This is a genomic window from Kineosporia sp. NBRC 101677, assembly GCF_030269265.1.
Taxonomy (GTDB): Bacteria; Actinomycetota; Actinomycetes; order Actinomycetales; family Kineosporiaceae; genus Kineosporia; species Kineosporia rhizophila.
Genome location: NZ_BSTA01000011.1, coordinates 81,073 through 92,877 on the forward strand (window position 1 = coordinate 81,073; position 11,805 = coordinate 92,877).

10 protein-coding genes are annotated in these 11,805 nt (G+C 72.1%); 6 read left to right on the forward strand and 4 right to left on the reverse strand.

Annotated features, from left to right (window positions below; translation table 11 throughout):
- On the forward strand, positions 1–1,500 hold the full coding sequence (locus QSK18_RS27645) for a phytoene desaturase family protein (RefSeq protein WP_285625015.1): 1,500 nt from the start codon (positions 1–3) through the stop codon (positions 1,498–1,500).
- Positions 1,501–1,565: 65 nt separating this feature from the next.
- Here the strand turns inward: QSK18_RS27645 and QSK18_RS27650 are convergent, their stop codons facing one another.
- The 3 genes from QSK18_RS27650 to metF all read right to left on the reverse strand — a co-directional run bounded on the left by QSK18_RS27650 (position 1,566) and on the right by metF (position 4,160).
- The gene (locus QSK18_RS27650; RefSeq protein ID WP_285625018.1) at positions 1,566–2,444 is read right to left on the reverse strand and encodes an RpnC/YadD family protein; all 879 of its coding nucleotides are present in this window, start codon (positions 2,442–2,444) and stop codon (positions 1,566–1,568) included.
- A gap of 81 nt (positions 2,445–2,525) precedes the next feature.
- Positions 2,526–3,176: a CDP-alcohol phosphatidyltransferase family protein gene (locus tag QSK18_RS27655; RefSeq protein ID WP_232812950.1), complete on the reverse strand. Its 651-nt coding sequence runs from the start codon at positions 3,174–3,176 to the stop codon at positions 2,526–2,528.
- A gap of 66 nt (positions 3,177–3,242) precedes the next feature.
- Positions 3,243–4,160 (reverse strand): methylenetetrahydrofolate reductase [NAD(P)H], encoded by a 918-nt coding sequence (gene metF, locus QSK18_RS27660; protein WP_232812949.1) that lies wholly within the window; start codon positions 4,158–4,160, stop codon positions 3,243–3,245.
- 294 nt (positions 4,161–4,454) lie between these two features.
- Here metF and QSK18_RS27665 point away from each other — a divergent pair, with 294 nt between their 5' ends.
- From QSK18_RS27665 to QSK18_RS27685, 5 genes are all read left to right on the forward strand, one after another.
- The gene (locus QSK18_RS27665; RefSeq protein WP_285625024.1) at positions 4,455–5,558 is read left to right on the forward strand and encodes a polyprenyl synthetase family protein; all 1,104 of its coding nucleotides are present in this window, start codon (positions 4,455–4,457) and stop codon (positions 5,556–5,558) included.
- Between the two features lie 50 nt (positions 5,559–5,608).
- On the forward strand, positions 5,609–7,144 hold the full coding sequence (gene crtI / locus QSK18_RS27670; protein WP_352396669.1) for a phytoene desaturase family protein: 1,536 nt from the start codon (positions 5,609–5,611) through the stop codon (positions 7,142–7,144).
- Between the two features lie 105 nt (positions 7,145–7,249).
- Positions 7,250–8,713, forward strand: coding sequence for a glycosyltransferase family 29 protein (locus tag QSK18_RS27675; RefSeq protein WP_285625028.1), 1,464 nt, complete (start codon positions 7,250–7,252; stop codon positions 8,711–8,713).
- Positions 8,710–10,296 carry a polysaccharide pyruvyl transferase family protein gene (locus tag QSK18_RS27680; protein WP_285625031.1) on the forward strand — a complete coding sequence of 529 codons (1,587 nt, stop codon included), beginning with the start codon at positions 8,710–8,712 and terminating at the stop codon, positions 10,294–10,296. The genes QSK18_RS27675 and QSK18_RS27680 overlap by 4 nt, the downstream gene beginning before the upstream one ends.
- Positions 10,297–10,371: 75 nt before the next feature.
- Positions 10,372–11,322: a phytoene/squalene synthase family protein gene (locus QSK18_RS27685; protein WP_285625034.1), complete on the forward strand. Its 951-nt coding sequence runs from the start codon at positions 10,372–10,374 to the stop codon at positions 11,320–11,322.
- A gap of 18 nt (positions 11,323–11,340) precedes the next feature.
- Here QSK18_RS27685 and QSK18_RS27690 read toward each other — a convergent pair whose 3' ends face one another.
- Positions 11,341–11,697 carry an Rv2175c family DNA-binding protein gene (locus QSK18_RS27690; RefSeq protein WP_352396670.1) on the reverse strand — a complete coding sequence of 119 codons (357 nt, stop codon included), beginning with the start codon at positions 11,695–11,697 and terminating at the stop codon, positions 11,341–11,343.
- Between the last annotated feature and the right edge of the window lie 108 nt (positions 11,698–11,805).

Genomic DNA, 11,805 nt, shown 5'->3' on the forward strand with positions numbered 1-11,805 from the left:
GTGGCCAAGGTGGTGGTGATCGGCGCCGGGCTCGGCGGGCTCTCGGCCGCGGCCCGGCTCGGGGCGCTGGGGCACCAGGTGACCGTGGTGGAGCAGGCCGCGCAGGTCGGCGGCAAGCTCGGGCTGCTACGCCGCGAAGGCTTCGCCTTCGACACCGGCCCCAGCCTGGTCACGCTGCCCGCGGTCTATCGGGACCTCTTCCTCAAGACCGGCCGCCCGCTGGACGACGAGCTCGAACTGGTTCCGCTCGACCCGACCTGCCACTACCGCTTCCCCGGCGGTCTGGAGTTCGACCTGCCGAACACCGGCCCGGCCGGAGTCTCCCGGGCCTGGGCCGCAGCCCTGGGTGAGAAGGCGGGGCGGGACTGGAGCGCTTTCCATCAGCGCTCCGCCCGGATCTGGGACCTGACGCGCGACCCCTTCCTGGAGTCCCCGCTCGAGGGCGTGCGCACCCTGCTCGGCCTGGCCCGCAATCCGGCCGACGTGCGCACGGTCGCGCCCTGGCTCAGCCTCCGCGACCTCGGCCGTAAGTACCTGCAGGCACCCGAGCAGCGGATGTTCCTCGACCGCTACGCCACCTACACCGGGTCCGACCCCCGGCGGGCACCGGCGGCCCTGGCCACGATTCCTTTCGTGGAACACGCTTTCGGCGCCTGGTACATCCCTGGTGGCCTCTGGCGTCTCGGGGCCGCCATCACCGACCGGGCGGTTTCACGCGGGGTCAAGATCCGCACCTCGGCGCCGGTCTCCCGGGTGCTCGCCGCACCGAAGGTGGAGGGCGTGCAACTGGAGAGCGGTGAGACCCTGCCGGCCGACGTGGTGGTCTCCGGCGTCGAGGCCGCCCACCTCTATCGCGATCTGCTGCCCGGGTCCGAAGGCGATCGGGGCCGCCGCGCGCTCGCCAAGGCCTCGCCTTCGCTCTCCGGATTCGTCATGCTCCTGGCGCTGCGCGGGCGCACCCCGGGGCTCCGGCATCACACCGTGCTCTTCCCGTCCGACTACGACGCCGAGTTCGACCACGTGTTCGGCACCGGCCGGCAGTCCGGCAGACCTTCTCCGGTGCCCGATCCCACGGTCTACATCAGCGCACCGGACGATCCGGAGCTTCGCCCGGACGACGACCACGAAGCCTGGTTCGTCCTCGTCAACGCTCCCCGGCACGACCCGGGATCGGGGATGGACTGGGACCAACCCGGTCTGGCCGCCTCCTACGCCGAGAAGATCCTCGACGTGATGGCCCGGCGTGGTCTGGACGTACGGGAACGCCTGCTCTGGAAAGAGATCCGGACCCCGGCCGACCTGGAGCGGAACACCCGCTCGACCGGAGGGGCGATCTACGGCTCCAGCAGCAACGGCGCCCGCTCGGCCTTCCTGCGCCCCGCCAACCGCAGCCCCGTTCCCGGGCTCTTCCTGGTCGGAGGCTCGTCGCACCCGGGCGGCGGCCTGCCCCTGGTCGGGCTGTCGGCCGCCATCGTCGCCGACCTCATCGGAAAGGCCTGATCAGAAAGACCTCATCGGACAGGCCTGATCGGAAGCACCTGATCGGCGGGCCTGCCGGAAAGGCTCTAGCCGAGCATGCGGTGAGCCACGTCCTCCGGCTCGGCCGCCTCGCCGATCGCCCGCACCACGGCTTCCACCGAGCCGGACCGGGCCAGTTCGTCCGCCAGGTCCGGCAGGCCCGGCCGGTCACCGAAACGGCTGCTCAACAACGCCAGCAGAGTCTGGGCGACACCCTGTTCCCGGCCCTGCTCCCGACCTTGTTCCCGGCCACGCGCCTTCAGCGCCTCGCCGATCACGGTGTCGTCGTAGAAGCTGACCACCTCGTCGATGCTCACACCCATCTCCTTCCCGATGTTTCCGATCGTAGCCCGGTCCAGCGTGATCGCCGCCAATGTCACCGCGGCCTCGTACAGCCCGGCCTGCCGCTCCTCCGGCTGCTTGCGGATCAGCTCCAGTGTCTGCGCGAACCGGCTTCCCCGCTCGGCCCGGCTCCCCCGCGCCAGCACCGCCAGGGGTGCGAGATCAGGAATCGCCAGGAGCTGCTCCGGGTCGGTCTCCCGCAGGTAGATCGTGCGGATCCCGGCCGAGAACCCGTTCTCCGGGTCGTCGGCCGACCGCAGCCGCCCCTCCCCCAGCACCACCGCCACCTGAGTGAGCCGAACCCCCGGGTAGCGGCGCATGATCTGAGCCCGGTAGAGCATCATCCGGCCCGGCACGTCGGGCGTGGGGGTTCTCATGTACTCGGTGTGCAGCATGCGTTCGGCGCCGGTCCGGACCAGCAGGTCCACACTCAGCGTCTCGGCTGCGAAAACCCCCGGCAGCACAGCGGGTATCCCCTCCCACGGCACCCCGATCCAGTCGCAGAATCCCCGCAGATCGTTCTCGACGAGCCGCCGCATCACCCGGTCGTAGATCGGGCCGGGGCGGGCCGGTTCCTTCTCCATGCAACCGAGCCTGGCCAGAACCCACCGGCTGAAGCCCGCCCAGAGCGTCTTCTGTGGACAAATCCCGCTTCGTACAGACCGCTACTCCGAGAAAGCCCGCCGCATAGCCAGAATCAGCTGCCCCAGCCCTAGAAGCCCCGCCCCCGTAAGCACGATCCCGCCCATGGTCGCCCAGTCTGCCGCCGACTCCGGATACACCCCGGCGGCCAGCACGAACATGGCCGAGACCAGAACTCGCGTAGGGCGTTCGGACACCGTGACCACCCCGATCGAGGTCACCCCCCGGCTACGCGCCCACGACCGCACGCCCTCATGAATCAGAGCGAGCAGGGCCCCGGCGAGGGACCAGGGCAGCAGACCGCCGGCCAGCCAGAGGCATACGGCGAAGCCGACTTCCGTGGTGCGGTCGCAGACGTGGTCCAGACGTCTGCCCAGCTCGGTGACCTTGTCCGAAAGCACCGCGACAGCGCCGTCCAGACCGTCGAGGAGCGCAGAGACACCGATCAGAGCCGCAGCCAGCAGGGGCCAGCGGGATCCGGCACCGGCCGGCCACAGCGCGCCTACGCCCAGCACGAGTCCCGCCAGGGTGACCGCGTTCGGCGAGACCCCCAACCGGACCAGGGGCCTGGCCACCATGTACACGAAACGCAGCCAGGCACCCACGATCCCGGTGGGCGAGGCATCACCGTGCAGGGAGGACCAGTCACCGAACTCCGGCTCGGGATCAGTCATCCGCTACCCCCGCAACCGCCGACCTACGCACCGCACAGGCCCACCGACGTCTTCAGACAAAGGCAGCTAGACCCGCGCCGTCAGCCCCAAAGCCTCCGCCACCTCGAGCGTCGCCGTCGAGCGGTTCATCGTGATGAAGTGCAGCCCGGGCGCGCCACCCTGCAACAGCTCCTGGCACAGCTCGGTAGCGATCTCCACGCCCACCTGCCGCACCGCGGCCGGCTCGTCCGCCACCGCGTGCAGCCGCTCGACCACCTCGGCGGGCAGGGCCACCCCGGTGAGCTCGGCGATCCGCTCCACCTGGCGCACGTTCGTCACCGGCATGACCCCCGGGATGATCGGCATCGTGCAGCCCAGCGAGGCCGCCCGCTCGACCAGGTCGAAGTAGGCCTGCGGGCGGAAGAACATCTGGGTGATCGCGAACTGCGCCCCCGCCTCCGCCTTCATCGCGAGCACCCGGGCGTCGGCGTCGAGGTCGGCGCTGGCCGGGTGGATGTCCGGGAACGCAGCCACCCCCACACTGAAGTTGCCCAGCTCACGGACCAGTTTCACGAGTTCGACCGCGTAGCGCGGCCCGCCCTCGTGCTGCACCCACTCGGCCCGCGGGCCGCCCGCCGGGTCGCCCCGCACCACCAGCACGTTCTTCACCCCGGCGGCCGCGTAGTCGGCGATCACCCCGCGCAGGTCGGCCAGGCTGGCGCCGACACAGGTCAGGTGCGCCATCGGGGTCAGCGTGGTGTCCTGCGCGATGCGCTGGGTGACCCGCGTGGTGCGGTCCCGGCTCGAGCCGCCGGCCCCGTAGGTGACCGACACGAAGGTCGGGTTGAGCGGTTCCAGCCGGCGGATCGACTGCCAGAGCACCGCCTCCGCCTCGTCGGTCTTCGGCGGGAAGAACTCGAACGAGATCGACGGGCGCTTCGCCGCGATGAGTGCCTGCAGCTGCTCGTGCAACGGGGAGCCAGCTGCCGATCGGTCCTGAGCCATGGGTACGAGTTTACGGGTCCGGGGCACCACAGCCGGGTACCGATCCGATCTCTTAGGGCCCAGACCGAACAATGGACGTCGGTGACCTCCTCGGTCACGGACGTCCGGCTCGTGCGAGCCGGTCGTTTTGGGACGGTCCGGGACGGAAGGCGGCGTTGTTCCGGGGCTGTCGCCCCTACCGACGCGCAACCGGTCGTCAGACCTGAGAAGGTGGGCTCCCGGCCACCACGGACCGGGCCCGAACCCGGTACGGACACCGGGTCGCCAGCAGGAACGAAACGAGGTCCCGTCAGCATGACGTCGCTCGCCCCGGCCCCCGGCCGCCATCCCCTGCAGGCCGAGGACCTGCGGGAGCGGGTGGACATGGCGCTGAGGGAGTTCCTCGCCCTGCGCTCGGCCGCCCTCGCCGACATCGCCCCGGAGTGCGTCCAGGTCCTCGACCGGATCACCTCGATGACCAGCGCCGGCAAACGCCTGCGCCCGGCCTTCCTCTACTGGGGCTGGCGTGGCGCCGGCGGCGAGAACTGCCCCGCCGCGGTGAACGCGGCCGCCTCGCTGGAGCTGTTCCAGGCCGCCGCGCTGATCCACGACGACCTGATCGACGCCTCCGACCTGCGCCGGGGGATGCCCGCGGTGCACAAGCAGTTCGAGAGCCTGCACACCGAGCAGGGCTGGCAGGGCGACCCGGCGGCCTTCGGCCTGGCCGGCGCCGTGCTGACCGGCGACCTGTGCCTGGTCTGGACCGAGGAGCTGTTCACCGCCAGCGGCCTGTCCGCGGAGCAGCTCGGCCGGGCCCGGCCGATGTTCGACCAGATGCGCACCGAACTGCTGGGCGGCCAGTACCTGGACGTGCTCAGCCAGGTGGCCCCCCAGAGCGACCCGCAGGCGATGGTCGAGCGCGCGCTGCGGGTGGTGCGGTTCAAGAGCGCGAAGTACTCGGTGGAGCACCCGCTGCTGATCGGCGCGAGCGCGGCCGGGGCCGACGAGCGCCTGCTGGCCGTGTACTCGGAGTTCGGCCTGGCCCTGGGCGAGGCCTTTCAGCTGCGCGACGACGTGCTGGGCGTGTTCGGCGACCCGGGCACGACCGGCAAGCCGGCCGGCGACGACCTGCGTGAGGGCAAGCGCACCGTCCTGGTCGGCCGCACCCTGCAGCACGCCACCGCGGCGCAGACCGCCACCGTGAACCGGCTGCTGGGGGATCCGGGCCTGGACGAGACCGGGGTGGAGACGCTGCGCGAGATCATCGTCGGCACCGGCGCGCTCGCCGGGATCGAGGAGATGATCGCCCGCTCCTCCGCCCGGGCCGAGGAGGCGCTGGCCGGGGCCGAACTGGCCGACGGCCCGGCCCGTGACGTGCTGACCGGCCTCGTGGTCGCCGCGACCACCCGGGTACGGTGATCCGGGTGCCGGTGACCAACTCTCTGGGCCAGCGTTTCGCCCCTGCCGCTCTGCTCGCCGGCCGTAAGGGCCCGCGTACCGTTTCCGGGCCGACCGACACCGTGGTGATCGTCGGCGCCGGCCTGGCCGGCCTGTCCACCGCGATGCGGCTGGCCCGCACCGGGCGCCGCATCATCGTGCTGGAACGTGACCTGGTGCCGGGCGGGCGGGCCGCGGTGCGCTCGATCCAGGCGCCCGGCGGCAACGGGGAGTACCGCTTCGACCCGGGCCCGACCGTGCTGACCATGCCCGACCTGATCGCCGACTGCTTCGACGCGCTCGGCGAGGACATGGCCGACTGGCTCAACCTGAAGCCGATCGACCCGCTCTACCGGACCAGCTTCGCCGACGGCACCACGATCGACGTGCACTCCGACGTCGACGCGATGACCGAGGAGATCGAGAACAAGATCGGGCCGGACGAGGCCGGCGGCTTCCGGCAGTACGTGAAGTTCGTCTCCCGGCTGTACAAGTACGAGATGCGGGACTTCATCGACCGCAACATCGACTCCCCGCTGGACCTGGTCACCCTGAACCTGGCCAAGCTGGCCGCGATCGGCGGGTTCCGGCGGATGGCGCCCAAGGTCGGGCAGTACCTGAAGGACGACCGCACCCAGCGGATCTACTCGTTCCAGGCTCTGTACGCGGGTCTGTCGCCCTACGACGCGATGGCGTTGTACTCGGTGATCGCCTACATGGACTCGGTGGCGGGGGTCTTCACCGCGGCCGGGGGTATGGCCGCGGTGCCCACCGCCATGGCGGCCGCGGCCCAGCGGCACGGGGTGGAGTTCCGCTACGGCACCGAGGTCACCAAGGTCGAGCACAAGGGCGGCCGGGCCGTCGCCGTGCTCACCGCCGACGGCGAGCGCATCCCGGCCGACGTCGTGGTGCTCAACCCCGACCTGCCGGTCGCCTACCGCGACCTGCTGGGCAAGACCCCGCTGACCGTGCGCCGGCTGAAGTACTCGCCGTCGTGCTACCTGATGCTGGCCGGCACCCGGCAGTCCTGGCCCGGCGCGGCCCACCACAACGTGCACTTCGGCGGTTCCTGGAAGGGCACTTTCGAGGAGCTGACCTCCGGCCGGCTGATGAGCGACCCGTCGTTCCTGGTCAGCAATCCCACGATCTCGGACGCCCGGCTGGCCCCGGCGAACCGGCACATCCACTACGTGCTGTTCCCGACGCCGAACCTGGACGCCCCGATCGACTGGAAGCGGGTCGGGCCGGTCTACCGCGAGCACGTCCTGTCGATGCTCGACTCGCGCGGCTACAGCGGTTTCGCCGACTCGATCGAGGTGGAGGACGTCACCACGCCCCTGGAGTGGGCCGAGCGCGGGATGGAGCGCGGGGCGCCGTTCGCCTCCGCCCACTCGTTCTTCCAGACCGGCCCGTTCCGCCCGGGCAACCTCTGGGGCGAGAACGTGGTGTTCACCGGTTCGGGCACACAGCCCGGGGTCGGTGTGCCGATGGTGCTGGTCTCCGGGCGCCTGGCGGCGGAGCGGATCACCGGGCCCGATCCGGTGTACGCCTCCCGGGCCTGGCGCTGAGAGGCGTCACCCTCGGCCACGGAAAGTGACTGTCCGGTCACACCGGTAGTCTCTGCGCGTGCGCCCGACCGCCTGCTCCCACCAGACCCGTTCCGGAGGTCGCCGATGACCCTCCTCGGCAAGCTCGAGAAGCTCGAGAAGCTGACGCCGCGCGCCCTGGCCGAGGCCCGGGCGCAGGCCCGGGCCGAACGCCGGGCCGCCCAGCTCGAGGCGGCCCGGCTGGCCCGGGAAGAGGCCGAGATCCGGGCCCTGCAGGCCCATGTGGCGCGGAAGCTGAACGCGCCGTTCCTGGCCGCCGTCGCGAGCTGGACCGAGTCCGGGGGGCGGGACGACCTGCCCGAGCACGTCCGCACCCAGCTCGACGCGATCGGCGAGTCGGTGCAGGCCCTGATGCGGGCGCCGGGCTCGGCCGCGATCACCTCCGGCGAGCGGGCCTGGGCCGACGCCGTGCCCGGCCTGGTCGAGCAGCTGCTGCGCTGCGCCGAGGCCGCCCGGGCCCGGGCCCCGCAGCTCACCCTGGAGATCACCGAGGTGATCGTGGCGTCCCGGCCGGGTTCCCGGGCCGCCTGGCGGCAGCGGGCCCTGGCCGCCGAGGGCACCGGCGACCTGGCCACCGCGGTGCAGGCCCACCAGTCCTACCTGAACATCACCCACGGCGACCGGCTCGGCGTGGTCGAGCGGGTCCGGCGGCTGCAGGAGCGCGACGACCAGCGGGCCCGGCTGGCCGCCCGGCTGAACGCGGCGCGCAAGGCCCGGGTGCCCCTGCCGGACGAGGCCGGGCCGACGCTGGAGCTGCTGGAACGGCCCACCCCGCGGCGCCGGCTGGACGATGCCGTGGCCCGGCTCGCCGCCGCGACCAGTGCGCTGCCGATGGCCGAGCTGGCCCGGCCCGAGACGCAGGACGTGCTGCACCACGCGATCCGCTGGCGCCGCGAGGCCCGGCTGCAGCCCGCCCCGCTCGACGAGGACGCCGCCCGCAACCTGGTCGTGCTGCGGCTCAACGACCTGCGCCAGCGCCTCACCGGCAGCCGGGTCTGCCTGGTCACCCCGGTGCGGCACCGTCTGCTGGACACCGGCCTGGGCGAGCGGGTCGACGGCTACGACGTGGTGGTGCGGTTCGGGGCGGCCGGCAACGTGCCCGGTGACGGCGGCAGCCGCACCGACTTCCAGGTCATCCGGCACGACGCCACCGACGGCTGGGACACCCCGGCCTGGCTGCGGATGATCCTGGCCGACGACCCGCGCGACTGGGTCACCGGGCTGCGGACCCACCTGGTCCCGGGCAAGCAGCACGCGGTGGCCGAGAAGGTGCTGCGCCGGCCGGTGCGCCATCCGGTCGCCGAGCTCCCCCGGCCCGCCGAGGCCGCCGCCGCGCCGGCGCCGGGCGAGGCCCCGACCGACGACGTCACCGACGCCTACCAGCTGATCCGTCTGCTCGACGTCCTGGCCGTGTGCGAGAGCGTCGACCTGGTCGGTTTCCACCCCGAGGAAGACTTCGGCCGGACCGAGCTCTCCTGGCTCACCCCCCGCCTGGAGCGGCTCGACGAGCACGCGATCGGAGTCCGATGACCACCCGCTCCACCGACGAGCTCCCGGCTCCCCTGACCGTGGCCGAGACCCCGCTGAACGTCCGCCTGGCCCGGCTGCGCAAGGAGGGCCGGTTCGGGGAGGCGGCCGAGCTGGCCCGCACCGGCCTGCCCGACTCCCCGCCGGCCGGCGTCCCCGCCGCGGTGCACCTGGAAGCCGGGCTCAGCCTGGCCGCAGTGTCCGACTACCCGGCCGCCTGCGCCCACCTGCACCTGGCGGCCGCCGACCCGGTCCAGGCGCCCGGCGCCCTGGCCAAGCTCTCCGAGATCGCCTGGGTGCGGCACGACCACGTGCGGGGCCGGGAGTACGCCCTTGAGGGTCTGGGCCTGGACCCGTCCAACCGGGGCTGCCGGATCCAGCTGCGCCGCAACGAGCGGGCCGAGACGACGGCGAACGCGGTGGGCGACACCAGCGGCATGCTGGCGCACGCCGCGTTCCACGCCGACCCGCACGGCAACGCCGGCGACCTGGGCCTGGTCGACTCGGTCCGGCGCGGGTTCGACCTGGAGTACGAACCGCAGCCCCGCGCCGGTCTGGCCAAGCGGGCCCTGAAGAAGCCGCAGTCCTTCCCGCGCTGGTGGGACGTGCACGTGCACCAGCTCTTCGACGAGCAGCGGCTGGCCCAGGTCAACGCGGGCGACGGGCTGGTGCTCGGCGGCGGCGGGCTGTTCCTGCCGGACACCGCGCCGAACGGCAACTCCGGCTGGCAGTGGAACGTCACCGACGAGATGCTGCGCCGGATCCGGGTGCCGCTGGTGGTCTGGGCGGTCGGCTACAACACGTTCCAGGGTCAGGGTTTCCACGGCGACCGGTTCGCCGGTTCGCTGCGCACCCTGGTGGAGAAGGCCTCGTTCGTCGGGCTGCGCAACTCCGGCTCGATCGAGCGGGTGCGCGAGATGCTGCCGGCCGAACTGGCCGCGAAGGTGCGCTGGCAGCCCTGCCCGACCACGGTCACCGCACACCTGGGCGGCCCGGCCTGGGAGACGCCCGGCGACCTCGGCGAGTCCGGGCCGGTGCTGCTGAACTGTGCCTACGACCGGTCCGAGCGGCGCTTCGGCGAGGGCTACGCCCGGTTCCTGGAGGGCATCCGCGACTGGGTCCTGGCCACCCGGCACCGGGCCGAGGTGCACTACGCGGCGCACTGCGTGGACGACGAGAACCTGGTCGTCGACCTGCGTCGCGAGCACGGCCTGACCCTGCCGGTGATCCCGATGTACAACATGACGGTCGCCCAGATCCACACCACCTACCGGCGGGCCGCGCTGGTGGTCGGGATGCGGGGGCACGCCGGGATGATCCCGTTCGGCTGCGGGACCCCGATCGTCAGCCTGGTCTCGCACCCCAAGCTCACCTACTTCCTGGCCGACATCGAGCGGCCGCAGTGGGGCGTCGCGGTGGACGAGCCGGCCCTGGCCGAGCGTCTCGGCGAGGTCAGCGGGCAGATCCTCGACGACCGGGCGGCCGTGGTGGCCGACATCCGGCAGCTGCAGCAGCGGCTCTTCGACGTGACGCTGGAGAACCTGGCCGCCCTGCCGGAACCGTTGCGGGTCGTGCCCCGGGGGTGAGCCGGTTAGTCTCCGGTCCAGTGAATCTTGTGACTTCGGGGGAACGATGAGACAGGTGAGGTACAGATGCCACGGATGACCGACCGGGCCCTGGACGCCGCGAAGATCGGCGACCAGAAGCTGCGAGCGGCCTACGAGGCGTGCCGCCGGGTCAACGCGGAGCACGGCAAGACGTACTACCTGGCGTCGATGCTGCTGCCGCCGGAGAAGCGCCCCTACGTCTGGGCGCTGTACGCGTTCGCCCGCTCCGCGGACGAGTTCGTCGACTCGCTCACCGCACCGGACCCGGCCGCCCTGCAGACCTGGGGCGAGGAGTTCCTCGAGGCCCTCTCCGGCGGCCCGGTGCCGCAGGACCCGGCGGCGGTGGCGACCCTGCACACCGTGCGGCGCTGGAACATCCCGCGGGCACACATCGAGGCGTTCCTGGAGTCCATGCAGATGGACGCCACGATCACCGGCTACCAGACGTACGCCGACCTGGAGCACTACATGTACGGGTCGGCGGCGGTGATCGGCCTGCAGATGCTGCCGATCCTGGAGCCGCAGTCGCCGGAGGCGACGGCCCGGGCCCGCGCCCTGGGTGAGGCCTTCCAGATGTCGAACTTCATCCGCGACGTCGGCGAGGACCTCCAGCGCGGCCGGGTCTACCTGCCGCAGGAGGACCTGGACAGCTTCGGGGTGACCCGGGAGTCGCTCGGCGGCGGCGTGGTCACGCCGATGATCCGGGAACTGCTGAAGTTCGAGATCGAGCGCACCCGGCGGCTCTACGCGTTCGCCGAGCCGGGCATCGACATGCTGCACCCCACCTCGCGGGACTGCATGTACACCGCGTTCACTCTGTACGGCGAGATCCTCGACGCGGTCGAGCGGATCGACTACCAGGTGCTGTCCCGGCGGGCGTCGGTGCCGATCACCCGCCGGCTGGCGGTGGCCCTGCCGGCCGCCCGCCGGGCCAAGAAGGCCCGGAAGGCGAACCGGCAGATCGTGCTGCCCGGGGCCGAGGACCCCGAACGAGCGAGCGTCTAGAACGCGCTCACCACACGCTCAGAACGCCAGAGCCTGCGCCCGGCGCCGCACCTCGGTCTTGCGGTGTCCGGAGCGCAGGGCGTCGACCGGGGTACCGGGGTAGTCGTCCTCGGTGAACAGCCAGCGCAGGGCCTCCTCGTCGGAGAAGCCCGAGTCGGCCAGCACCACGAGGGTGCCCTGCAGGTCGGGCAGCGGGGCCCCGTCCTTGATCAGCTCCGCGGGCACGCACATGATCTTGCGTTCCCCGCGGCGCATCCCGATCAGGACGCGTTCCTGCAGCATGCGGCGGACCTTGCCGAAATCCGTGCCGATCAGCTCGGCGACATCGGGCAGGGGCAACCAGACCCGCTCGCCGTCCGGGCCGTGGCTGAGCACGTCGTTGTTTTCCTGGGGTGTGTCTGACACGTCCCCAGCGTGCCACGTCCGGCGCCCCGGGCGCGGCCGAAGACATGCCCACATCACAGGTCGTCGCTAATTGCCTAC

Bases quoted from the DNA above. Each gene is read 5' to 3' on its own strand.
- QSK18_RS27650 (WP_285625018.1), bottom strand. From the start codon at position 2,444: ATGGAGAAGGAACCGGCCCGCCCCGGCCCGATCTACGACCGGGTGATG.
- QSK18_RS27655 (WP_232812950.1), bottom strand. From the start codon at position 3,176: ATGACTGATCCCGAGCCGGAGTTCGGTGACTGGTCCTCCCTGCACGGT.
- metF (WP_232812949.1), bottom strand. From the start codon at position 4,160: ATGGCTCAGGACCGATCGGCAGCTGGCTCCCCGTTGCACGAGCAGCTG.
- QSK18_RS27665 (WP_285625024.1), top strand. From the start codon at position 4,455: ATGACGTCGCTCGCCCCGGCCCCCGGCCGCCATCCCCTGCAGGCCGAG.
- QSK18_RS27675 (WP_285625028.1), top strand. From the start codon at position 7,250: ATGACCCTCCTCGGCAAGCTCGAGAAGCTCGAGAAGCTGACGCCGCGC.
- QSK18_RS27680 (WP_285625031.1), top strand. From the start codon at position 8,710: ATGACCACCCGCTCCACCGACGAGCTCCCGGCTCCCCTGACCGTGGCC.
- QSK18_RS27685 (WP_285625034.1), top strand. From the start codon at position 10,372: ATGACCGACCGGGCCCTGGACGCCGCGAAGATCGGCGACCAGAAGCTG.